Source organism: Brachybacterium squillarum M-6-3, from assembly GCF_000225825.1.
Taxonomy (GTDB): Bacteria; Actinomycetota; Actinomycetes; order Actinomycetales; family Dermabacteraceae; genus Brachybacterium; species Brachybacterium squillarum.
The window spans coordinates 391,353-414,443 of the sequence record NZ_AGBX01000001.1 but is presented as its reverse complement, the minus strand read 5'-3'; the positions used below and the strand labels follow the sequence as shown (position 1 = coordinate 414,443).

27 protein-coding genes are annotated in these 23,091 nt (G+C 72.8%); 12 read left to right on the top strand and 15 right to left on the bottom strand.

Features of this window, described 5'->3' with window-relative positions; all coding sequences use genetic code 11:
* Nucleotides 1-10 precede the first annotated feature (10 nt).
* Nucleotides 11-1,126, bottom strand: coding sequence for an ABC transporter permease (locus tag OM98_RS01985; RefSeq protein WP_010532886.1), 1,116 nt, complete (start codon nt 1,124-1,126; stop codon nt 11-13).
* Nucleotides 1,126-2,163 (bottom strand): ABC transporter ATP-binding protein, encoded by a 1,038-nt coding sequence (locus OM98_RS01980; protein WP_010532885.1) that lies wholly within the window; start codon nt 2,161-2,163, stop codon nt 1,126-1,128. The genes OM98_RS01985 and OM98_RS01980 overlap by 1 nt, the downstream gene beginning before the upstream one ends.
* A gap of 309 nt (nt 2,164-2,472) precedes the next feature.
* Between OM98_RS01980 and OM98_RS01975 the strand changes: the two genes are divergently transcribed.
* The 7 genes from OM98_RS01975 (at nt 2,473) to OM98_RS01945 (ending at nt 9,440) form a co-directional block, all read left to right on the top strand.
* A complete protein-coding gene (locus tag OM98_RS01975; RefSeq protein ID WP_010532884.1) occupies nt 2,473-4,701 on the top strand; it encodes an NAD(+) synthase in 2,229 nt (742 codons plus the stop codon).
* A gap of 138 nt (nt 4,702-4,839) precedes the next feature.
* Complete coding sequence (locus OM98_RS01970) at nt 4,840-5,073, top strand: hypothetical protein (protein WP_139017543.1); 234 nt, start codon at nt 4,840-4,842, stop codon at nt 5,071-5,073.
* A gap of 148 nt (nt 5,074-5,221) precedes the next feature.
* On the top strand, nt 5,222-6,589 hold the full coding sequence (locus tag OM98_RS01965; RefSeq protein WP_010532882.1) for an aspartate kinase: 1,368 nt from the start codon (nt 5,222-5,224) through the stop codon (nt 6,587-6,589).
* The gene (locus OM98_RS01960; protein WP_010532881.1) at nt 6,586-7,719 is read left to right on the top strand and encodes an aspartate-semialdehyde dehydrogenase; all 1,134 of its coding nucleotides are present in this window, start codon (nt 6,586-6,588) and stop codon (nt 7,717-7,719) included. The genes OM98_RS01965 and OM98_RS01960 overlap by 4 nt, the downstream gene beginning before the upstream one ends.
* A 1-nt stretch (nt 7,720) precedes the next feature.
* A complete protein-coding gene (locus OM98_RS01955; RefSeq protein WP_010532880.1) occupies nt 7,721-8,527 on the top strand; it encodes a TetR/AcrR family transcriptional regulator in 807 nt (268 codons plus the stop codon).
* Between the two features lie 38 nt (nt 8,528-8,565).
* Nucleotides 8,566-8,946 (top strand): PRC-barrel domain-containing protein, encoded by a 381-nt coding sequence (locus tag OM98_RS01950; protein ID WP_175285934.1) that lies wholly within the window; start codon nt 8,566-8,568, stop codon nt 8,944-8,946.
* A gap of 224 nt (nt 8,947-9,170) precedes the next feature.
* Nucleotides 9,171-9,440, top strand: a complete 270-nt coding sequence (locus OM98_RS01945) for a hypothetical protein (protein ID WP_010532878.1) — start codon at nt 9,171-9,173, stop codon at nt 9,438-9,440.
* Between the two features lie 70 nt (nt 9,441-9,510).
* Here the strand turns inward: OM98_RS01945 and OM98_RS01940 are convergent, their stop codons facing one another.
* Nucleotides 9,511-10,605, bottom strand: a complete 1,095-nt coding sequence (locus OM98_RS01940; RefSeq protein ID WP_010532877.1) for an adenosine deaminase — start codon at nt 10,603-10,605, stop codon at nt 9,511-9,513.
* A gap of 125 nt (nt 10,606-10,730) precedes the next feature.
* Between OM98_RS01940 and OM98_RS01935 the strand changes: the two genes are divergently transcribed.
* From OM98_RS01935 to OM98_RS01915, 5 genes are all read left to right on the top strand, one after another.
* Entirely contained in the window at nt 10,731-11,183 is a 453-nt protein-coding gene (locus tag OM98_RS01935; protein WP_010532876.1) for a DoxX family protein, read from the top strand.
* Nucleotides 11,180-12,040 carry a sugar nucleotide-binding protein gene (locus OM98_RS01930; RefSeq protein WP_010532875.1) on the top strand — a complete coding sequence of 287 codons (861 nt, stop codon included), beginning with the start codon at nt 11,180-11,182 and terminating at the stop codon, nt 12,038-12,040. Before OM98_RS01935 ends, OM98_RS01930 begins: the two co-directional genes overlap by 4 nt.
* Before the next feature lie 85 nt (nt 12,041-12,125).
* Nucleotides 12,126-13,013 (top strand): glucose-1-phosphate thymidylyltransferase RfbA, encoded by an 888-nt coding sequence (gene rfbA, locus OM98_RS01925; RefSeq protein ID WP_010532874.1) that lies wholly within the window; start codon nt 12,126-12,128, stop codon nt 13,011-13,013.
* Complete coding sequence (rfbB, locus tag OM98_RS01920; RefSeq protein WP_010532873.1) at nt 13,013-14,026, top strand: dTDP-glucose 4,6-dehydratase; 1,014 nt, start codon at nt 13,013-13,015, stop codon at nt 14,024-14,026. Before rfbA ends, rfbB begins: the two co-directional genes overlap by 1 nt.
* 23 nt (nt 14,027-14,049) lie before the next feature.
* Nucleotides 14,050-15,465, top strand: coding sequence for a sugar nucleotide-binding protein (locus OM98_RS01915; protein ID WP_010532872.1), 1,416 nt, complete (start codon nt 14,050-14,052; stop codon nt 15,463-15,465).
* Between the two features lie 48 nt (nt 15,466-15,513).
* On the opposite strand, the gene OM98_RS01910 is transcribed toward OM98_RS01915, so the two are convergent.
* The 12 genes from OM98_RS01910 to OM98_RS01855 form a co-directional block, all read right to left on the bottom strand.
* Nucleotides 15,514-16,407 (bottom strand): DUF389 domain-containing protein, encoded by an 894-nt coding sequence (locus OM98_RS01910; RefSeq protein ID WP_010532871.1) that lies wholly within the window; start codon nt 16,405-16,407, stop codon nt 15,514-15,516.
* A gap of 95 nt (nt 16,408-16,502) precedes the next feature.
* Nucleotides 16,503-16,838, bottom strand: coding sequence for a hypothetical protein (locus OM98_RS01905; RefSeq protein WP_010532870.1), 336 nt, complete (start codon nt 16,836-16,838; stop codon nt 16,503-16,505).
* Nucleotides 16,819-17,364, bottom strand: a complete 546-nt coding sequence (locus OM98_RS01900; RefSeq protein ID WP_139017601.1) for a hypothetical protein — start codon at nt 17,362-17,364, stop codon at nt 16,819-16,821. Before OM98_RS01900 ends, OM98_RS01905 begins: the two co-directional genes overlap by 20 nt.
* 2 nt (nt 17,365-17,366) lie before the next feature.
* Nucleotides 17,367-17,963 carry an RNA polymerase sigma factor gene (locus tag OM98_RS01895; RefSeq protein WP_010532868.1) on the bottom strand — a complete coding sequence of 199 codons (597 nt, stop codon included), beginning with the start codon at nt 17,961-17,963 and terminating at the stop codon, nt 17,367-17,369.
* The gene (locus OM98_RS01890; RefSeq protein WP_010532867.1) at nt 17,960-18,589 is read right to left on the bottom strand and encodes a hypothetical protein; all 630 of its coding nucleotides are present in this window, start codon (nt 18,587-18,589) and stop codon (nt 17,960-17,962) included. The genes OM98_RS01895 and OM98_RS01890 overlap by 4 nt, the downstream gene beginning before the upstream one ends.
* 12 nt (nt 18,590-18,601) lie before the next feature.
* Nucleotides 18,602-19,150, bottom strand: coding sequence for a DUF6286 domain-containing protein (locus tag OM98_RS01885; RefSeq protein WP_010532866.1), 549 nt, complete (start codon nt 19,148-19,150; stop codon nt 18,602-18,604).
* Nucleotides 19,147-19,563, bottom strand: a complete 417-nt coding sequence (locus OM98_RS01880) for an Asp23/Gls24 family envelope stress response protein (protein WP_010532865.1) — start codon at nt 19,561-19,563, stop codon at nt 19,147-19,149. Before OM98_RS01880 ends, OM98_RS01885 begins: the two co-directional genes overlap by 4 nt.
* Before the next feature lie 2 nt (nt 19,564-19,565).
* Nucleotides 19,566-19,742, bottom strand: a complete 177-nt coding sequence (locus OM98_RS15745; protein ID WP_010532864.1) for a hypothetical protein — start codon at nt 19,740-19,742, stop codon at nt 19,566-19,568.
* Between the two features lie 62 nt (nt 19,743-19,804).
* Nucleotides 19,805-20,362, bottom strand: coding sequence for an Asp23/Gls24 family envelope stress response protein (locus OM98_RS01870; protein WP_010532863.1), 558 nt, complete (start codon nt 20,360-20,362; stop codon nt 19,805-19,807).
* A gap of 206 nt (nt 20,363-20,568) precedes the next feature.
* Nucleotides 20,569-21,414: an Ltp family lipoprotein gene (locus OM98_RS01865; RefSeq protein WP_010532862.1), complete on the bottom strand. Its 846-nt coding sequence runs from the start codon at nt 21,412-21,414 to the stop codon at nt 20,569-20,571.
* 242 nt (nt 21,415-21,656) lie between these two features.
* Nucleotides 21,657-22,208 carry a YdeI/OmpD-associated family protein gene (locus OM98_RS01860; RefSeq protein ID WP_010532861.1) on the bottom strand — a complete coding sequence of 184 codons (552 nt, stop codon included), beginning with the start codon at nt 22,206-22,208 and terminating at the stop codon, nt 21,657-21,659.
* A gap of 120 nt (nt 22,209-22,328) precedes the next feature.
* Nucleotides 22,329-22,910 (bottom strand): HdeD family acid-resistance protein, encoded by a 582-nt coding sequence (locus OM98_RS01855; protein ID WP_010532860.1) that lies wholly within the window; start codon nt 22,908-22,910, stop codon nt 22,329-22,331.
* Nucleotides 22,911-23,091 lie beyond the last annotated feature (181 nt).

The following is a 23,091-nucleotide window of genomic DNA, read 5'->3' as shown; positions in this document are numbered from 1 at the left end:
CGACGCCCGCTCAGGCGATGCGGGTGCCGCGTCCCAGCCGCCGGATCGGCGCCGCCAGGCGCCGGATGGCCAGCGCGAGCGAGCCGCCGCCGACCAGCAGCCAGAGCATCACGCCGATCCAGCCGACCGGGCGCTGCGGCATCGTCGCCAGGTCCTCCGGGTAGCCCTCCTGGCCGGGATCGCAGGACACGAAGTGCGAGGGATGCGCGGGGGCCGCGGCGTACTGCAGCAGCAGCTTCATCCCCGACAGCGCATCGAGGTCGCCGAAATCTGCAGTGGCGGTGTCGCGGAGATTGACGGACGGGGCCGTCTCCGCGAGCATCACCACCGGGTTCGCCCACAGCAGCGGCAGCACCAGATCGGTGCGCAGCACGGTCTGGGTGCTCTCCAGGGGCTCGCAGGTCCACGTCGACTGGTCGGGCTCCGAGGTCCAGTCGTCCCCGGTCCACCCGGGCGGCGGCTGGGACTCGTAGACGGTGACCTGCCGCTCCTGGCTGACGAAGGTCGCGGCCGCGCCGAAGGCCACCGGCAGCACCACCGTCACCCCGAACACCACCACGTAGGCCAGCACCACGGAGCTGAGCTGCCGCACCGTGATCGAGGACAGGCCCAGGCCCAGCGCCGTCAGGCACGCCGCGATCAGGGCGATCATCGCGACCATCCGCAGGAAGTACCAGGGGGAGGTCTGCGCCAGCACCGCCGTGATCAGCGTGGAGGGCAGCGCGAGGACCAGGAAGGCCAGGCCCGTCAGCCAGCCGGCCAGCAGTTTGCCCATCACGATCTCCGCGGAGCTCAGCAGGCTGGCCTGCAGGATCGCCAGGGTGCCGGCATTGCGGTCGCCGTTGATCGAGCCGGCCGAGAGGGCCGGCACCACGACGAGCAGGGCGAACAGCACCAGGATAATCTGCAGGCTCAGCACCACCCGCGCGGTGCCGGCCAGGTGGTCCCAGCCGGCGAAGTACAGCGTCGGGGCCAGCACCAGGAAGCCCAGGCCCAGCAGCACCACGGTCCACACCGCCAGGGCGATGATCCAGCCGCGGGAGCGCAGCCGCTGCCGCAGCTCGAGCGAGGCCACCAGCCAGGTGCCGCGGGGACGCAGGCGCAGCGCTCCGTTCATCGTCGCCATCACAGGGCTCCTTCCCGCCGGGAGGCGTCCGAGGCGAGGTAGATGGTCTCCAGGCGTCCCGCCGCGGGGGAGAAGGCCACCACCTGGGCGCCGTGGGCGGCGAGGTCCGCGAGCAGCCGCGCCGCCGTCGCCTCGTCCGGCAGCATCACGGTCGTCTCCGCGTGGCCGCTGCTGGTCTCGGCGCGGGGCCGCAGGGGCTCATGCTGGACGCGCACCGCCGCCAGGGCCGCCGCGAGCGCGTGATCGTCCAGGGACTCGATGCGCCAGGGCCGTGGCCGGGAGGCGAGGGAGCGCAGGCTCGCCGACTCCACGGCACGGCCGCGGTCCATCACCACCACGTGATCGGCCATCTCCTCGAGCTCCCCGAGGATGTGGCTGGAGACCAGCACCGTCGCCCCGTCTGCGGCCGCGCTACGCACCACCCGCAGCAGACGCCGCCGGGAGGCCGGGTCCAAGCCGGAGGCCGGTTCGTCGAGGATCAGCACCGAGGGCTCGTGCACCAGCGCCCGCGCCAGGCCGAGGCGCTGCTTCTGCCCCCGGGAGAGCACGTGCGCAGGCTGTTGCGCCAGGGAGACGAGGTCCAGCAGCTCCAGCAGGTGGTCCACCCGGGTCCGCAGCCGCGCGGGCGGCAGCGCATAGGCACGGCCCATCACCTCCAGCACCTCGGTGACCCGCAGCGAGTCCCAGGCGCCGAACTGATCCGGCATCCAGCCCACCCGCGCCCGCACCGCCGCCGAGTCGGCCGCCGGGTCCATGCCCTCGACCAGCACCCGGCCGGAGTCCGGGGCCAGCAGCGAGGCCAGCACCAGCATCAGCGTGGACTTGCCGCAGCCGTTCGGGCCCACCAGGGCGGTCACCGCGCCGGGCGGCGCCGTGAAGCTCAGGTCGTGCACCGCCTGCACGTGGCCGAAGGCCCGGCTGACGTGCTCGGCGAGAATCCCCGGCTCCACTGCCGGCGGAGGGCCGGGGGCGACGGTGCCGGAGGGGTCGGGGCCCGGGGGAGGACCGGGAGGCAACGGGACGGTGACCTGGCTCATAGGCCCATCCTGCCGTGCTCATGAGCAGCGACGAGGCGGATTCCGGGGGCGGCCCGCACAGATCCTGCGCGGGAGACGTGAAGGCCACGCCGTGCGGTCGGGCGACCACAGCCCGGCGGGGAGGGCGCGCCCCGCCCGGTCCCGGCGAGGCCTGTCCGGCCGATGGACTCAGGTGGCAGGTGGCGTGCATATCGCAGGCGACCTGCCATCTGAGTGCATCCGATGGACAGGGACGCGCCCAGACTGCGCGCACCAGGCGCGCCGGGCGCCGGGCGAGTCGGTCGCGCCTGCTGAACTACGCTTCGGGGCATGAGCGAGACCCGCGACGCCGCCGATCCCCACGCCTCGATCTACGACCACGGCTTCGTGCGGGTGGCCGCGGCGACCGTGCCGGTGGCCCTCGCCGATCCCGCCACGAACCTCGAGCGTCACCTCGGGATGCTGCGCGACCTCGACGCCCAGCAGGTGGGCCTCGCCGTGTTCCCCGAGCTGTCCCTGACCGGCTACTCCCTGGACGACCTGGTGATGCAGGAGCCGCTGCTCGATGCCGCCGAGGAGGCCCTGGTCGCGCTGGTCGCGGCCAGCGCCGAGCTGCTGCCGATCATCGTGGTCGGCGCCCCGCTGCGCGCCGCGCACCGCAGTCGCGTCTACAACTGCGCGGTCGTGGTCCACCGCGGTGAGATCCTCTCCATCTCCCCCAAGCAGAACCTTCCCACCTACCGCGAGTTCTACGAGCGCCGCTGGTTCGCCCCCGGCGACGACGCCGCCGGGGTGGCCGTGCGCATCGGCGACGAGGAGCACGAGCTCAGCCCCCAGGGCATCGTCGAGGTGCGGGACGTGCCGGGCCTGTCGATCTTCGTGGAGATCTGCGAGGACATGTGGGTGCCGATCCCGCCCTCGGCCGAGGCCGCGCTCGCCGGCGCCACCGTGACCGTGAACCTCTCCGGCTCCCCGATCACCATCGGCCGGGCCGAGGACCGCAAACTCCTGGCCCGCTCCGCCTCAGCCCGGCAGCTCGGCGCATATGTCTATGCCGCGGCGGGGGAGGGGGAGTCCACCACCGACCTCGCCTGGGACGGGCAGACCTTCGTGTACGAGTGCGGGGAGCTGCTGGGGGAGTCCGAGCGCTTCCCCGAGGGCAGCGCTGCGACCGTCGTGGACGTGGACCTGGACCGCCTCGTCGCCGAGCGCCGCCGCCAGAACACCGTGGACGACAACCGCCGCACCCACACGGACCGGCTGGCGGCCTTCGAGGCCCAGCGCCGCGTCACCGAGCTCTTCGCCCCCTGGGTCGCCGGGCCCTGGGACGAGGCTGCCGAGATGGACATGCCCGGCCTCGAGCTCCTGGTGGGACCGGAGGGCCTCGGTGAGACCGAGCTCGGCGACATCGAGCCGTGGGACGACATCGCCCCCGCCACGGCCCCCGCCACCGGCCCGCTGCGGCGCCACCTGGACCGCTTCCCCTTCGTCCCCGACGACCCGGCGCGGCTGGCCCTGGACTGCTACGAGGCCTACAACATCCAGGTCGCGGGCCTGGTGCGGCGCCTGCGCGCCATCGGTGGGGCGGAGCAGGGCGGCACCCGCCCCGTCATCGGCGTCTCCGGCGGCCTGGACTCCACGCACGCCCTGATCGTCTGCGCCCGGGCGATGGACCTGCTGGGCCGCGACCGCTCCGAGATCCTCGCCTACACGATGCCGGGCTTCGCGACCACGGAGCACACCCGCTCCAACGCCGAGCTGCTCTCCACCGCGATCGGCGCGACCTTCGAGACCATCGACATCCGCCCCGCCGCCACCCAGATGCTGGCCGACATGGGCCACCCCGCCGGCCGCGGCGAGGAGGTCTACGACGTGACCTTCGAGAACGTCCAGGCCGGGCTGCGCTACGACTACCTGTTCCGCCTGGCCAACCACCACGGCGGCATCGTGGTGGGCACGGGAGACCTCTCCGAGCTGGCGCTGGGCTGGTGCACCTTCGGCGTGGGCGACCACATGTCCCACTACGGCGTGAACGCGGGGGTGCCCAAGACCCTCATCCAGCACCTGATCCGCTGGGTGATCGCGGAGGGCCTGTTCGACGCCGCCACCTGCGAGATCCTGCGGGCCGTGCTGGACACCGAGATCTCTCCGGAGCTGATCCCCACCAAGCCGGGGGAGAAGGCGCAGTCCACCGAGGACTCGATCGGCCCCTACTCCCTGCACGACTTCGCGCTCTACCACCTGCTGCGCCGCGGCTACGGCCCCGCCAAGATCGCCTACCTCGCCCACCAGGCCTGGGGCGACGAGGGAGTGGGCGCCTGGCCCCCCGGCTACGAGGACGAGGACCGCCGCGCCTACAGCCGCGCCGAGATCAAGCACTGGCTCCGGGTGTTCACCCGGCGCTTCTTCGCCAACCAGTTCAAACGCTCCACCCTGCCCAACGCCCCGAAGGTGCTGGCCGGCGGATCACTCAGCCCGCGCGGGGACTGGCGGATGCCCTCGGACGCCCTCTCCCGGGCCTGGACCGCTGAGCTGGAGGAGCAGGTCCCCGAGGACTGAGCGTCCGCGGCCGGGCGGCTGCGGCCGTGACGTGCGCCGGGCCGTTGCGCAGAGCTGTGACGGACGTGGCTGCGCGCCTCCCGCTGCGGCGGTGAGGAGGGCCGCGCCGTCCGCTGGTACGCCGGCAGGCTCGTCGTGGTGCAGCTGCTGCGGGTCGGCTTCCTGCTGGTCGTGCCGCCCGCGCTGGCGCTGTCCGCCCTGTTCCTGGTGGCCGTGGTGGTGCTCGAATGGCGCCGCCCCTACGACCTCACCGCCGACGACGTCGAGCACGAGGGACTGGACCCGGCCGCGCACCACGGCCGACACCTTTTACCCTCCGCCCCGGTGCCCCTGCGACGGGCACCGGGGCGGAGTGCACAGGCGGGACCGTAGAATCGGCCCCGACCCGCGCCGGGGACCGGTCCCGTCCTCGGACCCCCGATCCGGCGCCGTCGGTCTCGTCACCCGCACCGGGACAAGCCCGTCCCGGTGCGCAACGATGGAGTCCGACACTCCCGACCCGTGAAGGAGTCCCTGCCCGATGAGCCTCGTCGTCCAGAAGTTCGGCGGATCCTCCGTCGCCGACGCCCCCTCGGTGATCCGGGTCGCCGGCCGCATCGCGCAGTACGCGAAGGCCGGGCACCAGGTCGTCGTGGTCGTCTCGGCCATGGGGGACACCACGGACGAGCTGATCGACCTCGCCGAGCAGGTCACCCCGAACCCGCCCCCGCGCGAGCTGGACATGCTGCTGACCGCCGGCGAGCGGATCTCGATGGCTGTGCTGTCGATGGCGCTGAACGCCGCCGGCATCGACGCCCGCGCCTACACCGGCTCCCAGGCGGGACTGATCACCGACACCGCACACGGCAGCGCCCGCATCATGGAGGTCACGCCCGGCCGCATCCGAACCGCGCTCGACGAGGGCTCCGTCGCGATCGTCGCCGGCTTCCAGGGCGTCTCCGCCTCCACCAAGGACATCACCACCCTGGGCCGTGGCGGCTCGGACACCACCGCGGTGGCGCTCGCCGCGGCGCTGGACGCCGACGTCTGCGAGATCTACTCGGACGTGGACGGCGTGTTCACCGCGGACCCGCGGATCGTGCCCTCGGCGCGCCGGGTGCCCGCCATCTCCTGCGAGGAGATGCTGGACATGGCCGCCAACGGCGCCAAGATCCTGATGGTGCGCAGCGTCGAGTACGCCCGCCGCTACGGGGTGCCGCTGCACGTGCGCAGCTCCTACTCGGGCCGGCTGGGCACGATCGTCTCCGACGACCCCGAGCGGGTCATCCCCATCGACCCCGAGGTCACCCTCCGCATCGCCGACGTCGCCCGCCGCGACGCGGCCGACCCCACGAAGGAGCTCCCCGTGCACGACACCTCCGATCCCGGGCTCGAGGCGCCGATCATCTCCGGCGTCGCCCACGACCGCAGCGAAGGCAAGATCACCGTGGTCGAGGTGCCCGACATCCCCGGCAAGGCCGCCCTGCTGTTCGACGTGGTCGCCTCCTCCGGGGCGAACATCGACATGATCGTGCAGAACTCCTCGACCGTGGACGACACCGTCGCGATCTCCCTGACTCTGCCCGAGTCCGACGCGCCCGCCGCGATGGCCGCCGTCGAGGCCGCCCGCGAGCAGATCGGCTACGCCGAGGTCCGCTACACCGACCAGGTGGGCAAGGTCAGCCTGATCGGCGCGGGCATGAAGTCCCATCCCGGCGTCTCGGCGACCCTGTTCCGGGCGCTCGGCGAGGCCGGCATCAACATCGACATGATCTCCACCTCGGAGATCCGCATCTCGGTGGTCACCGACCAGGACCGGCTGGACGACGCGGTGCGCGTCATCCACTCCTCCTTCGGGCTGGACGCCGAGCAGACCGAGGCCGTGGTCTACGGAGGGACCGGACGATGACGACGACAGCACCGACGAACGCACAGACCGGCAACGGTCCCGCGGCGGACCTCGCCGGCACCCCCGGCTACGACCCGCAGGGCCCCGTGATCGGCGTGGTCGGCGCGACCGGCCAGGTGGGCCGCGTGATGCTCGCGCTGCTCGCCGAGCGCGCCGTGCGCCACTCCGCCGTGCGCGTCTTCGCCAGCGCCCGCTCCGCCGGCACCACCGTCGCCTACGCGGGCCTGGACCTCGTGGTCGAGGACGCGGAGACCGCCGACATCACCTCGCCCGGGCAGGGTGTGGACGTCGCGATCTTCTCCGCCGGCGGCTCCACCTCGAAGGCCCTCGCCCCGCGCTTCGCCGCGGCCGGCGCCGTGGTAGTCGACAACTCCTCGGCCTGGCGACGTGACCCCGAGGTGCCGCTGGTGGTGTCCGAGGTGAACCCGGAGGCCGCTGCCGAGCGGCCCCGCGGCATCATCGCCAACCCCAACTGCACCACGATGGCCGCGATGCCGACCCTGAAGGCCCTGCACGCCGAGGCCGGGCTGGCCCGGCTGAAGGTCGCCACCTACCAGGCCGTCTCCGGCTCCGGCGTCGGCGGGGTCGCGGAGCTGGCCGGGCAGGTCCGCGCCGGCGTGGACTCCATGGAGGCCCTCGCGCTGGACGGGCACGCCGTGGACCTCGGCACCCCTGCCACCTACACCGCGCCGATCGCCTTCAACGTGCTCGCCCTGGCCGGGAACCTGCAGGACGACGGCAGCGGCGAGACCGACGAGGAGCAGAAGCTGCGGAACGAGTCCCGCAAGATCCTCGGCCTGCCGGAGCTGCCGGTGGCCGGGACCTGCGTGCGGGTGCCCGTGATGACGGGCCACGCCGTGGCCCTCCACGCCGAGTTCGACGCGCCGATCAGCCCCGAGCGGGCCCGGGAGCTGCTGCAGGCCGCCGAGGGCGTCACCGTGGTCGACGTGCCCACCCCGCTGGACGCCGCCGGCCGGGACGGCACCTTCGTGGGCCGCATCCGCCAGGACCAGTCCGTGCCGGACGGTCGCGGCCTGGTGCTGTTCGCCGTCGCCGACAACCTCCGCAAGGGCGCCGCCCTCAATGCGATCCAGATCGCCGAGCTGCTGGTGGCCGGGCACGATGCCTGAGATGACCGGCGTCTCCGCCCTGGGCCCGGGACCGCAGTCGCCGGCGGCCGGGCTCTCCGACCGTGCCGGCGAGGAGTCCGCCCTGCGTCCCGCCGAGCCCTCGATCTCCCCGACCACGCAGGTGCTGCGCACCCTGGACATGATGGACGGGCCCCCGGACCCGACGCTGCGCAGCGCCGTCGGCGAGGGCGAGGACCTGGCCGCCCCGACCCCCGCCCACGGCACCGGACCGGGGGCGGAGCGGCGCGAGCAGATCCTCGACGGCGCCTCGGTGATGTTCGCCGAGCGCGGCTACCACGGGGCGAGCCTGCGGGACATCTCCCGCTCGGTCGGCATCTCCCACCCGGGGATGCTGCATCATTTCAGCTCCAAGCCCGCCCTGCTGGACGCCGTGATCGACCGGCTCGAGGCGCACGCCCAGGGCCTGCTGGACGCCGTCGAGCCGCTGTCGAGCTCCCCGGCCAGTCTGCTGGCGGCCCTCGGCGGCCCTTGGCACCCCGCGCAGCACCAGATGGCGCTGCTGGCGACGCTCTCCGCGGAGATCGTGAACCCCGAGCACCCGGGCCGCTACCGCGTCGCGCGGCTGCGCCTGGTGCACGAGCACGTGCTGGAGAAGATCCTGGACGCCTACGCCGCACGGGACCTGTTGGCGGGCGGCACCGATCCGGCCTTCCTGGCACGCAGCACCTTCTCCCTGCTGTTGAGCCTCGCCGTGCGCGAGAAGTCCGTGCGCACCCTGCAGCGCTCCGGGCAGATCGACCCCGTCGCCGACCTGCAGGTGTTCCTCGGCCACTACCTGAGCGCCTGACGCGCGGGAAGGGGGCTGCGGGCATGGATGCGATCGCGATGAGCGACCCCGCCGAGCTGGCGGGCGTGGACGTGGTCGGCGCCGACGACCGTCGCCTGGGCCAGGTGCGCGACGTCTACCTGGTGGACCGCACCGGCGAGGTGTGCGCGCTGGCCGTGACGCGGCACCGGCTGAGCACCCGCACGGTGCTGCTGCCCCTCGCGGCGATCGATCTCGCCACGCTGCGCGCCCTGGACGGGGACCCCCGCGAGGACGAGCCGCGGCAGGGACATCGGGAGCACTCCGCCCCCATCCGCCTGCTGGTCGACGCGGAGACCGCCCGCGGCGGCGTCGAGCCCGCTGTCACCGCCCACGCGGATCCGGAGCTGCTGCGGCGCGCCGCCCGGGAGCTCGGCCTCGAGGAGCACGCCGGGGGCTGAGCGGTTCTCGGATCCCCGTGGCCCGAGCTCGGTCGGGGAATGCGCGATTCCCGCCGCGTATCGGGAATTCCAGGACGTCGCCGACGGATTCCGTGCCGTGGTGTCCTTCCCGGACGTGTGGGCATCAGCACTGATCACGGCGTGACCCTGCGATTCCGGCTGGATTCTGGCGAAGTGCGGGATTCGACGCTCCGACCATCCGGAATATCGGGGGCTCCGACGAGATGATCGCCGCCTCCAACGGCAGCACCGATGGTTCCGCCGCCCGGGTCACCGGAAACCTCACCGTGTCCCCGGGCGACGTCCTCACCCTCGCCGTGGCGGCGGGTGGGGTCCGTCCGACGATCACCGGCGTGGAGGTGCCGCCGAACGCGACCGGCGGAGGCGCGTGCTACCTCGGCTCCTCCCTCCAGAACGGCACGGTGACCTCCGCTGGGAACGGCTCCGCGAGGGCGAACGTGCGCCGCCCCGGCTCCATCGTCATCAGCTACTGAGCCTCGGCCGTCTCCGGCGGAACCGGCGTCCCGTGAGGGGCGGTCGGGGCGGCGAGACGCGACGCGGAGTTCATCGCCGCGCCGCCGCGTAGGCCGGGACCACCACGTCCTCGCCCAGGGCTGCGCGCTGCGCCGCCGGGGCGAAGCCCGCCGCGAGCGCGTCCAGGGTGGCCCGCTCCATGTCATCCAGGGTCCAGGCGAAGGTGTCGACCACCCGCTGCCACTCCCGGGAGGTGGAGGTGCGGCTCATCAGACGATTGTCCGAGCTCAGGGCGACCCGGGCGCCGAGGCGGCGCAGCCGGTCCACCGGGTGGGTGTCCATCGAGGCGGCGGCGGAGGTCTGCAGGTTCGAGCGGGGGCAGACCTCCAGGCAGACGCCACCGTCCAGCACCCGGCGCGCCACCGGACCGGGCTCCCCGGCGCCGCCGGGTCCTCCACTCTCCGGGCCCAGGTCGTCGACCAGCCGCACCCCGTGGCCGAGGCGGGTGGCACCGCAGTCCAGGGCCTGGGCGATCGAGGCGACCCCGTCGGCTTCCCCGGCATGGATCGTGATCGGCACCTGCAGCTCCCGGGCCCGCTCGAAGACCTCCGCGAAACGGGAGGCGGGGAAGCCCGCCTCCGGCCCGGCCAGGTCCACGCCGAGCACGCCCCGGTCCCGCCGGGCTGCCGCGAGCTCCACCAGCTCCAGGGTCGGCGGGAGCTGACGCATGTGGGAGAGGATCTGCCCCACCACGATCCGCCGTCCCGCGCGCTCCGAGGCGGCGACCCCCTCGTCCAGGCCCTCCTGCACCGCGGCCACGGCCTCCCCCATCATCAGGCCCCCGGCCAGGTGCTGCTGCGGCGCCCACCGCGTCTCCGCATACACGACGCCGTCGGCCACCATGTCCTCCACGAACTCCCGGGCGATGCGGCGCAGCGCCGGTGCCATCTGCATCAGGGCGAGGGTGCGGTCGAAGGTCGCGATGTAGCGGGGCAGGGAGCCGGAGTCCGCGGCCGCCTCGAACCAGTCCGCCACCCCCTCGTCGGAGGCGGCGGGCGGCTCGACCCCGAGCTCCTCGCCGAGCTCCCGCACCGTCGAGGGTCGCAGCCCGCCGTCCAGGTGGTCGTGCAGCACGGCCTTCGGGAGGGAGCGGATCTGCGCGGCGGTGGGGGAGGGCGCGGACATGGGGTCTCCTCGGGTCGGGGCGGTGACCAGCCACTCTAGTGCGCCCGGCCGGGAGCAGACCGCGTCCCGCAGGGCCCTGGAGTAGCCTGCCTGCACCGTCATTACCGCCGAGACCGAGGTGCCCCGTGCCCGAGCAGTCCTCCGCCCCCGCCGTCCCCGAGCCCCCCACGCGCCGTCGACGCCGCCGCTCCCTGCCCCGCACCGCCGTGCGCCTCGCCCTCGGAACGGCCCTCACCTGGGCGGGGATCAGCCACCTCACGGTCGCCCGCGACGAGTTCCAGGCGCAGGTGCCCGAGTTCGTGCCGCTGAACCCCGATGCCACCGTGCTCGCCTCCGGCTTCGCCGAGATCATCCTGGGCGGCGCCCTGGTGCTGCTGCGACGCCGCCAGGCCACCGTCGGCTGGGTGGTCGCCGGGTTTTTCGTGGCCGTGTTCCCGGGGAACCTCGCCCAGTGGCTCCACCGCCGCGACGGCTTCGGGCTGGACACCGACCAGAAGCGCTTCGCCCGCCTGTTCTTCCAGCCGGTGCTGATCGGCCTCACCCTCTGGGCGACGAACGCCCTCCGGCCGCGGCGGTGACGGCCGCCCTCGACCCCGCCACCGGTCCGGTCCTGCTGGTCGGCTGCGGCAAGCTCGGCACCGCCCTGGCCCCGCGGCTGAGGGACCGCGGCCTCGACGTCCTCGCCCTGCGCCGGGACGTCGGCGGTCTGCCCCCGGACCTGCCGGCCCTCGCGATCGACCTCGCCGAGCCGTTGCCCGCGACCTTGCCGCGCGCCGCCGGGATGGTCATCACCCTGCCGCCCACCGACGCGCCGGACGGGTACCGCGAGCGCCTGCAGCACCTGGCGGGCGCGCTGCCCGCCGTGCCCGCGCGCACGGTCTTCGTCTCCTCCACCCGGGTCTTCGACGGCCTTGGCGGCCCCGACGCCGAGGCCCGGCCCCTCGACGAGGACGAGCCCCCCACCCCCGCCACCGAGCGCGCCCGGAGCCTGGTGGCGGGGGAGGAGCAGGCCCGGGAGCTTTTCGACGCGATCGTGCTGCGCCCCGCCGGGATCTACGGGCCCGGCCGCGACCGGCTGCTCCGCACCGTGCGCGAGGGGCGGCCCGTCGAGCACCGTCGCCGCAGCAACCGCATCCACCAGGACGACCTGGTGCGCACCCTCGAGCTTCTGCTCACCCACCCCGCACCGCCGTCGCTGCTGCACGCCGTGGACGACCACCCCGCCACCCTCGGCGAGGTCGTCACCCATCTCGCCCGGCGGATGGACCTGCCCGTCCCGCCCGCGGCCGAGCCCGACCCCGGCGGCGGCACCGTGCTGGCCGGCGCCCGGCTCGCCGCGCTGTTCGGGGACCTGGATCACCCTGACTTCCGCTCCGGCTACGACGCGATGCTCGCGGGGGACACGCCCGGTGAGGTGCCGGGGACGCGGACCTGAACACCCGATGACGCGATGGCCGAAGTCACCCATATCGCCCAGAACGGACCGCATGTCGGTCCCGTGCACCGGTGATACTGGGGGGATGCGAGGCATCATCCTGGCCGGGGGCACCGGCAGCCGACTCCATCCGCTGACCATCGGGGTCTCCAAGCAGCTGATGCCGGTGTACGACAAACCGATGATCTACTACCCGCTCAGCACGCTGATGCTGGCCGGGATCCGCGAGATCCTCATCATCACCACCCCCGAGGACCAGGGTGCCTTCCAGCGGGTGCTCGGTGACGGCAGCCGCTTCGGCGTGACGCTGGAGTACGTCACCCAGCCCTCCCCGGACGGCCTCGCCCAGGCCTTCGTGCTCGGCGAGGACTTCCTGGACGGGGAGCGCGCCGCCCTCGTGCTCGGCGACAACCTCTTCTACGGCCAGGGCATGGGCAGCCAGCTGCGCCGCTACCGCGAGGTCGAGGGCGCCGCCGTCTTCGGCTACTGGGTCTCCGACCCCACCGCCTACGGCGTCGTCGAGATGGACGAGGACGGCCGTGCGCTGTCCCTGGAGGAGAAGCCCTCCCGCCCGCGCTCGAATCTCGCCGTGCCCGGCCTGTACTTCTACGACGCCACCGTCGTGGAGCGGGCCAAGGCCCTGCGGCCCTCCGCCCGCGGCGAGCTCGAGATCACCGATCTGAACCGCACCTACCTGGAGGAGGGCACCCTGCAGGTCGAGGTGCTCTCCCGCGGCACCGCCTGGCTGGATACCGGCACCTTCGACGACCTCGCCGCCGCCGGTGACTTCATCCGCACCGTCCAGCAGCGCCAGGGGCTCTCCATCGGAGCCCCCGAGGAGATCGCCTGGCGCATGGGCCTCCTTGACGACGAGGAGCTGCGCGCCCGCGCCGAACCCCTGGTGAAGTCCGGCTACGGCCGCTACCTGACCGAGCTGCTCGACCGCGAGCACACCCTGCGAGGAGATGCCTGATGTCGAGAGAACTGCTGGTCACTGGCGGAGCCGGATTCATCGGCTCGAATTTCGTCCACCACCTGGTCGCACGCACCGACGCCCGGGTGACGGTGCTGGACAAGCTCACCTATGCCGGCAACCCCGCCTCCCTGGCCGGGATGCCCGAGGACCGGGTGCGCCTGGCGCAGGGCGACATCGCCGACGCCGCCCTGGTCGAGGAGCTGGTCGCCCCGATGACGGGGGAGGACGACGCGATCGTCCACTACGCCGCGGAGTCGCACAACGACAACTCCCTGTCCGACCCCTCGCCGTTCCTGCAGACCAACCTCATCGGCACCTACACGCTGCTGGAGGCGGCCCGCCGCCACGGCACCCGGCTGCACCACATCTCCACCGACGAGGTCTACGGGGACCTCGAGCTGGACGACCCGGAGCGCTTCACCGAGGCCACCCCCTACAACCCCTCCAGCCCCTACTCCTCCACCAAGGCCGGCTCCGACCTGCTGGTGCGGGCCTGGGTGCGCTCCTTCGGGGTGCGGGCCACCATCTCGAACTGCTCGAACAACTACGGGCCCCGCCAGCACGTCGAGAAGTTCATCCCCCGCCAGATCACGAACGTGATCGACGGGGTGCGGCCCCGCCTGTACGGCGCCGGGCTGAACGTGCGCGACTGGATCCACGCCGACGACCACTCCTCGGCCGTGCTCACCATCCTCGAGCGCGGCGCGCTGGGGGAGACCTACCTGATCGGCGCCGACGGCGAGCAGAACAACAAGCAGGTGGTGGAGATGATCCTGCGTCTGATGGGCGAGGACCCGGATGCCTACGACCACGTCGTCGACCGGCCCGGCCACGACCTGCGCTACGCCATCGACCCCACCCGGATGCGCACCGAGCTGGGCTGGGAGCCCGCCTACCGCGACTTCGAGTCCGGGCTGGCCGCGACCATCGACTGGTACCGCGGGAACGAGGCCTGGTGGCGCCCGCAGAAGGCCGCCACCGAGGCCAAGTACGCCACCACCGGGCACTGAGCCCGCCCCGAAGGAGACGACCCGTGCCCGAGCTCGCCGTCCGCACCACCGACATCCCCGGCCTGCTGGTCCTCGACCTGCCCGTCCACGGCGACGGCCGCGGCTGGTTCAAGGAGAACTGGCAGCGGGAGAAGATGGTCGCCGCCGGACTGCCGGACCTCGGTCCGGTGCAGAACAACATCTCCTTCAACCAGACCGTAGGCGTCACCCGCGGCATCCACGCCGAGCCCTGGGACAAGTACATCTCCGTGGCCACCGGCGCCGTGTTCGGCGCCTGGGTGGACCTGCGCGAGGGCCCCAGCTTCGGCGCCACCTACTGGCACGAGATCACCCCCGAGGTCGCGGTCTTCGTGCCCCGCGGCGTCGGCAACGCCTTCCAGACGATCACGGCCCCCGCCGCCTACACCTACCTGGTCAACGACCACTGGTCCGCCGCCGCCCAGGAGCAGTACACCTTCTTGAACCTCGCCGACGAGACCGCCGCCATCCCCTGGCCGATCCCGCTCGAGCAGGCCGAGCTCTCCGCCAAGGACCTCGCCCATCCGCGCCTGGCAGAGGTCACCCCCGTCGCCCCCCGCCGCACCCTCGTGATCGGCGGGAACGGGCAGCTCGGCCGGGCTCTCGCCGCCCGCTGGGCCGGACGCGCCGACGTCGACGTGGTCGGCCGCGACCGCCTCGACCTCGCCGATCCGGCGAGCCTCGCGGCCTTCGACCTCACCCCCTACGGCACGATCGTCAACGCCGCCGCCCACACCGCGGTCGACGCCGCCGAGACCCCCGAGGGCCGTCGCGAGGCCTGGGCCGTGAACGTCACCGGCGTCGCCGCCCTGGTCGAGGCCGCCCGCGCCGCCGGGGCGCGGCTCGTGCACGTCTCCAGCGACTACGTCTTCGACGGCACCGCCGAGGTCCACACGGAAGAGGAGCCACCCAGCCCGCTCGGCGTCTACGGCCAGACCAAGGCCGCCGGGGACGCCCTGGTGGCGAGCCTGCCGCGGCACTTCATCGTCCGCACCAGCTGGGTGATCGGGGAGGGCGGGAACTTCGTGCGCACGATGGCCTCCCTTGCCGGCCGCGGCATCGACCCCTCCGTGGTGGACGACCAGATCGGCCGGCTCAGCTTCACCGAGCAGATCGCCGCCGGCATCGATCACCTGCTGAGCAGCGACGCGGCACCGGGCACCTACGACCTCACCGGCTCCGGAGAGCCGCTGAGCTGGGCGCAGATCGCCGCCGAGGTGTTCCGCCTGAGCGGGCACGACCCCGAGCGGGTCACCCCCGTCAGCACCGAGGAGTACTACCGCGACAAGGCCGACGCCCCGATCGCCCCGCGGCCGCGGCACTCGGTGCTGGACCTCGCGAAGATCGAGGCCACCGGATTCACCCCCGCCGACCACCTCGACTCGCTGCGTACCTACCTGGCCCCCGGCACCGGCGCCTGAGTCCCTCCGCCCGTCCAGGGTGCGGGGGAGGAGTCACTCCTCGCCCAGTTACACCGTGTCCGTGGGGACGAAGACCACCTCGACCGTGGTGGGGTCCACGCCCTCCTCCTCGAGCAGGGTCTCCAGCTCCGCCGTGTCCGGCTCCGGCTCGGCGCCGGTCACCCCGATGGTGGAGCCGCCGTAGTCGGCCCGCACCTCCAGCACCTCCCACTCGGTGTCCGCCACCCACTCCCCGGCGACGCTGCGCAGGGTGTTCTCCCGCAGCGCGCGGGCGGTGGAGTCGATGCTGGAGCCGGTCAGCGGCACGCCCACGGCCACCAGGATCGCGCCCACGATGAGCACGGCGGCGCGTCGGTTCACGCCTCGCTCCCCGGGCTCGGTGGGGTGCAGGACCGGCACCCGCTGGACGCCGTAGGCGGCCATCAGCACGATGCCGGTGGCCATGATCGCGGTGACGTTGGTGACGAACAACAGCATCGCGCCACCGGCCTCACCCCAGGCGCCGGACTCCATCGTCAGCCCCACCATGCTCAGCGGCGGCACCAGGGAGATCGCGATCGCCACCCTAGGCAGGGTGTCGGCGATGTCCTTGTGGATCAGGGCGATCGAGCCGACCAGCCCGGTGGCCAGGGCCGCCAGCAGGTCGATCAGCTCGGGACGGGTGCGCCCGGCCACCTGGGAGCTGGTGGCGGAGGTGACGTCGGTGGGGGTGATCATGCCCAGCAGGTAACCGATGGCGGTGGCGGCTCCCGCCACGACCATCGCGGCGGAGAGCATCAGGTTCCTGCGGTCGCCGAGCACCGTGGAGAGCATCGTGGCCTGGATCGGCATCAGCATCGGCGCCACGATCATCGCGCCGATCACGGTCGCCGTGGAATCGGCGATGACCCCGGCAGCGGAGGTGGCTCCGCCGGCATCGGAGGGGGCAGGGGTGGTCTCCACGGGCGCTCCTGGGTCGCGGGTGGCGACCGGGCCGGCGCGCAGCAGCGATCCTCGGGCACCCGGTGCGCGCCCCGCGCGGGCCGGAGCCGGACGGTTCAGGCGGAGGGGGCGGCGATGGACTGCACGCGCACGAGCACCTGCCAGACCTGCGAGGACTCGGAGTCCAGCGCCTGCTGCACGGCCTGCTGGATCGCCGCCACGACCTTCCGCACGGCGATGTCGGCCAGGAGCGAGACCTCCACGGTGACCGTTCCCTGCTTACGATCCAGCACCAGGCCGTATCGGGAGCGGGCGCCCCCGGTGCGGCGGACGCGCGCGTCCAGGGTGCGCAGGGCCGAGGCCACCCCGGCCTCGATGCCCCGCACTCCCGGGACCGCGCAGACGACGCCGATCAGGTCGGCGGCGTCGAACTCAGCGCACGTGCTGCTCATGCAGATCCTCGATGTGGATGTCGACGACGGGATCGCGCAGCTCCACCTGCTCCGCGAAGGCCTCGCGCACGGAGGTCCGTACGCGGTCCGCGAGGTCCTGCAGGTCACGGCACTCGATGGAGGCCGAGATCCGGCAGATCACGCGGGTGGGGAGGCCGCGTTCGCGGAGGCCCCGACCCGAGTCATCATGCTCGAACCGGGCCTTGAGCGCCAACGCGCCGTCCACTTGGTCGACCGCGCGGCGGACGAGACCGCGCAGGGCGTACTCGGACATCGTGTACGGGCCGGAGGCGGTCGGCGGCATCTGCACCTGCGCCCCGTGGCGCACGTCGGCGCGCACCGATTCGCGGATCGTGCTGCGGGCCTGCTCGGAGAGCTGCACGGAGGCATCCCCCGAGCGCTCGAGCTCGCCCCACTCGCGGTGGGCCGAGCGGATCAGGTCGAGGTAACGCTGCGTGGCGACGTCGTCCTCGGTCTCCGGGGAGCCGGTGCCGGGCCTGCGGTCGCTCTGCTCGCTGTGCACCATGCTCACCTCCATTCCTCCATGCGGTCGACGATCTGGGTGCGGGCGCGGGAGATGCGTCCGCGGACGGTCTGTTCGCTCACGTCCAGGGCGCGAGCGGTGTCCCTGTAGGCCATGCCGTCGATCTCGCGCAGCACCCAACAGGCGCGTAGCTCGGGGTCGACGGTGGTGAGGATGCCCGCGAGGGCTTCCATCTGGGCGTTGACCTCGGCGGTGCGGGCCGGATCGCGGGAGCCGGACCCGGCGGAGCCACCGAGGGTGGCCTCCCCGGGCTCGGCGGCGAGGTCGAGGTCCTGGTGCTCGGCGGCATCGGTGGCCCGGCGCGCCTGGCGGCGCACCAGGTCGGTGGCGGTGCGGCTGCAGATGCGGGCGACCCAGCCGCCGAACGCGGCCGGGTCGTCCAGCAGGTGGAGCCGGCGCCAGGCCAGCACCAGCGACTCCTGCACCACGTCCTCGGCGTCCGCCCGGTCGTGCACCACCATGTAGGCGATGCGGAACAGGCGACCCTGGGACCGGTCCACCAGGCTCTCGAAGGCCTCGATGTCCCCGTCCTGTGCCCGCAACGCCAGCGAGCGCTCGTCGACGACGGGCTGATCGGTCATGCCGGGACGCTCGCCTCCCGGGCCGGGGAGTCCAGCCGGGCGCTGCTGGGGGCGCCGCCGGAGCGGAGTCGGACCAGCAGGTCCACCCGCTGCGGGGAGGTGCCCAGCACGGTGGCCAGGTCCTCGGCGAGACGACGGCGGACGGCCTCGGCGGCCCAGCCGGCCTCGGCCTCCTCGGAGACGGCGACCTCGGCCTGCACCCAGGGGGCGGAGGCCGCGCCGCCGATGCGGACGGTGGCCGACTGCACGCCGGCGGTCTCCTCGGCGACGTCCACCAGGGCCCGCTCGATCACCTCGGGCTGGACGGTGCCCAGCAGGTGGTCCTGCTCGTCGGTGACGCGCAGGGCGCGCGTCGAGGGGGCCGAAGGCACCTGCGAGATCAGCAGTGCGATGCCCAGCAGGGCGGCGAGCACCGCGAGGACCGCCCCGACGGGGAGCAGCCAGGCCTGGTGCACGGTGGCGAGGTGGCCGAGGGTCGAGGTGGCGTGCGGCAGCACGTCCTGGGCCCAGGGCCACTGCTCGGCCAGGGGGGTCGAGGCCGAGATCAGCCAGGCCGCTCCGAGCAGGAGCAGCAGGCCCAGCTGCACGAGCACGACGCGGTTGCGGGGACCGGAGATGGTGCGCATGGTCGTCTCCTCTCAGCGGGTCCGACGCACCCGGACACGGGCACGCAGGGTCTTGGTGGGTCGCAGCTCGGCGAGGGCGAGGTCGGCGGCCGCCAGGGAACGGTGGCGCACGCCCTCGGCGTCGTCGATGGGGGTGGACACCTGCACGTCGAGGGTCTTGCCCTTCACGCGGGCGGCCACCGACTGCACGCCGTCCACCCGCTCGATGCGGGTGCGGGCGCGGCGGGCGATGTCCCGGGTGGAGACCGCGGTCTCGCCGGGGATCTCGTCCTCCAGGACGCGACGGTTGGTCGGGTCACCGGGAACGATGGCGGCCAGCAGCAGGATCAGGCCCAGCAGGGCCATCACCCCGGCGGTGACGAGTACGCCGACGGCGTCCATGCGGACGCCCGCGAGGGTCTCGATGCCGGAGCGGACCTGCTCGGGCCAGGTGCCCTCGATCAGGCGCACGCCGAGGATCCAGACGGCCAGGCCGCCGAGCGCCAGCAGCACGATCCCCGTCACCAGGGCAGGGACGGTGCGCGGCGGGCGCCGGGTCAGGGAGTCGGGCATGGAGCTCATCGCAGCTGCCTCCTGGTGTTTTCCTCCGCGTGCATCCAGGACACGTCGACGTCGAGCCGACCGACCTGGAGCCCGGTGAGGGATTCGACCCGCGTGGTCACGTGCTTACGCAGGTACTGCAGGGCGGGACCGAGCGGGGTGGGGAAGCCGAGGCCGACGTCGAGGTGCAGCACCGCGGTGTGGCCGTACAGCTCGCAGGTCACGGTGGGACGGGCGTCGAAGTCACGGCGGGCCCCGATGCCGAGGATGCCACCGGCGGCGGCGCCGATGCCGGGGACCTCGGAGGCGGCCTGCTCAGCGATACGGGCGACCACCTTGGCGGGCACCTTGGTGGTGCCGCGGTTCTCGGCGGGGGCGGACTGACGATGCCCCGCACGGCCGGCGACGGGAGCCGGAGCCGACTGGGCGGTCATGGTCAGTTCCTCCAGCGGTCGGTCAGGCCACGGATCTCGATCCGGCCCTCGATCGTCATGCCCACGGCCAGGCCGATGGCGGCGAAGATCAGGACCAGGAAGAACTGGCTGAAGCTGCCGAAAGCGAGGACGGCACCCAGGAGGAGGCCGACCAGCAGGGCGAAGTGCGATGTCTTCATGAGAACTCCTCGTCAGAGGGATCGGGGCGGGAGCGATGCCGCTCCCGCCCCGATCACACGGATCACTTCAGGCTGTCGTTGCGGCTGGAGGACGCGGAGGAGTTGGAGGAGCCGTTGCTGCTGCCCTCGTCCTCCTGCGGGAGGTGGACGTCCACCACGTTGATGTTGACCTCGATGACCTCGAGGCCGGTGGTGCCCTCGACCTGGTCGATCACGTTGCGACGGATGGCGTTGCCGACCTCGACGATGGAGGCGCCGTAGTCGACGACCACGGTCACGTCGATCGCGGTCTGGGTCTCGCCCTTCTCGACGCTGATGCCGCCGGCGACGTTGGTCTGCGAGTTCGGGATCCGGTCGGTGACGGCGGAGAATGCGCGGCGCGCGGCGTTGCCCATGTCGTAGACGCCGGGGACCTCACGGGCCGCCATGCCGGCGACCTTCGCGACCACGGTGTCCTCGAGGGTGGTGATGCCCTGCTCGGTCTGCAGCGGGCCGCGGAGCGTGCGCTCCTGCTTCTGCTCCTGCTGCGCCTGCTGCTGGGCCTTCTCCTGCTCGGCCTGCTGCTTCGCGGCCTCGCGCTCCTGCTGGGAACCGGTCTGGGGGATGGGAGTGTTCGCCATGATGACTCCTTCGAATCGCGCCGGCGGGATTGCCGGATCGGAAGTACGGACATCATGAGGACGTCGCGTCCCGAGGGTTCGTCACACGAGGATTCTGTGACCTGAGACACATCACCTCAGGGGGTAGGGAGCGGAAACGGGGCGGACCCGGAGTGTTCCCGGTCCGCCCCGTCCTCGTCCCGTCGGCGGGGCCGAGGGCTCCGTCGTCAGGAGTCGAGGTTCTCGATCGCGTAGTCGGCCTGCTCCTGGGTGAACTGCTCCCCGTACTCGGAAGTGAGCTGCTCGTGGATGGCGTCGGGCGACATCGCCATCGTCTCCTGGTACTCCTTGGCCTTCGCCAGGGCGTTCGCGTTCCAGTCGGCATCGATGGTGTCGACGGCGTACTGGGCCTGCTCCTCGGTGAACTGCTCGCCGTACTCGGAGGTCAGCTGGTCGAAGATGCCCGCCTGGGACATGTGGAGGGTGTCCGAGTAGCTCTCGGCGGAGGCGAGGGCATTCGCGTTCCAGTCCGCGTCGACGTTCTCGATCGCGTACTGGGCTGCCTCGTCGGAGAACTGACCGCCGTACTCGGAGGTGAGCTGGTCGAAGATGCCCTGCTCGGACATGTACATGGTGTCCGAGTAGGACTGGGCCTGGGTGAGAGCCGAGGCGTAGTCGCTGGGGACGTCCTCCTCGGCTGCCTCCTCCTCGGTCACCTCCTCCTCGGTCGGCTGGTCCTCCTCCGCGGCCTGCTCCTCGGTGACCTCCTCCGTGGTCTCCTCAGTCCCCTCCTCGCTCACCGCGGTGGTCTCCGCGGACGCATCGGTCTCGTCGTCCCCGTTCATCGCGACCACGGCGGTGCACCCGGCGATGCCGATGGCAAGCAGGGCCAGGCAACCACAGCCGGCGGCGATGAACTTGCCCTTGCCCTTCTTCTTCGGGGGCTCGGCGGGCGGGGCGGTGAACTGGCCCTGCTCGGGGGTGCCGTACTGCGGGGCGGAGGGCGGTGGGGAGTGCTGCGGCAGCTGGGGATCGGGGGTGCCGGGCTGGCCGGGCTGATCGGACTGGGACATGACGGAATCCTTGGGGGATAGCGGCTGCGGCGTCGCGAGGACGCACGATCGACACTGCGGACGTCATCGCCCGCAGAGGCCCACCAGGGGGATGGTGTGGGCCGGAACCTGCACGTCGCAGCCGGGATCGCCGCGCTGCTGACGGTGTCACCGTAGGGCGGGGAACCGACGAACGAGCCCGGATCTTGTTGAAAAGTCACGAAAGAGATCGAGTCGTGACCCCTGGCGGGACCGGGGCGGGCTCAGGACGGGTCGATGAGCTTCCCGCTGCGGGCCAGCTCCGGGTCGGTGCAGGAGGCCAGGTCGAAGCAGCAGGGGCGGCGCTTCCCGTGGCGCATCTTGTCCAGGGAGACCTCGACCCGGCGGGCCCGGGTGTCCTCGCTGCGGGTGGCGCCGACCCAGCGCACCCACTCCCAGCGGGCCATCGGGGTGATGTCCGCCCAGGTGTCCTGCACGTCCTCAGCGCACTCGAGGGCGGCGGCGAGGTCCGCGGGCACCTCCGGTTCGGGCCAGTCCGCCCCGGTTGTCAGCTCCAGCTCCAGCGTGTCCCCGGCCTCCAGGCCCAGGGCGGCCAGCGGCCCGGCGCCGAGCTCCAGCCAGTGCCCCTTGCGGCCGTCGGGCTCCACCACCAGGGTCCGCACGGTGCCGTCGACGGCGGCGGTGACGGCGACCTGGCCGCGCGAGGGCAGCGCGGCGCTGGACTCCTCCGGCAGTGGGGCGATCAGGCGCCCCTCGACCTCACGCGCAACGGCGCGGACGGGCACGGTGGCCGGGGCGGCGGTGCGGGACGGCATGGGGGCTCCTTCGCGCTCGGGCGGGGACGGGATCAGGGTACGACGCGGACGGGGCGGCGACCCGGCCGCTGCGGGATCGCCGCCCCGTCGGGTGCGAGGGGCCACGAGGGCCCCGGGGGGTCAGGAGAGGTTGCGGCTGCTCCGGGCCGCGCCGCGCCCGAAGGCGAGGGCGCGCACGATGTTCACGACGCCGAGCACGACCAGGGCCACGCCCAGCAGCCACCAGAGGATGACCGCGCCGAACAGCGGGGAGAACAGCAGCAGCACGCCGGCCAGGATGCTCACGATCGCGAACAGGGTCGAGACGACCTTGGAGGAGGAGTCGCCCACGGTGGTCAGGGCGACGACGCCCTCGAAGATCCACAGCAGGCCGACCAAGATGCCGACGAAGATCGCCAGGCTCGCGGTGGTGAGGGTGAGGTTGGAGAAGGCGAGGATGCCGGCCACCACGAACAGCACGCCGAGGGCCACGTGGCCCACGCGGGACCAGCCGCCGGCGCCCTTGGAGAACACTCCGGCGGTGATGTAGAGCAGACCGGTGATGACCGCGTAGACGGCGACGATGCCGGCCACGACCCCGGCGGTCTTGCCCGGCCAGATCAGGATCAGCAGGCCGATGATCAGGGCGAAGGCGCCGGTCACACCGAGGATGGTGCGGATCGCGCGAAGCGCCGACTTCTCGAAGGTGACGAAGGAGGACATGTCAGGAGCTTTCTGACGAGGACCAGGAAGGGAACGGCGGGAGACCGCCGTCGACCTCAGCATAGGTACGGGGACGCTCCTGTCCCGGGACGAGCGGTGCCGGGATCCGCACCGGGGCCCCGGAGGAGCCTGCGGGCGGGGCGCAGGACGAGCCCGGGCACGCCGTACCCTGACCGGGTCG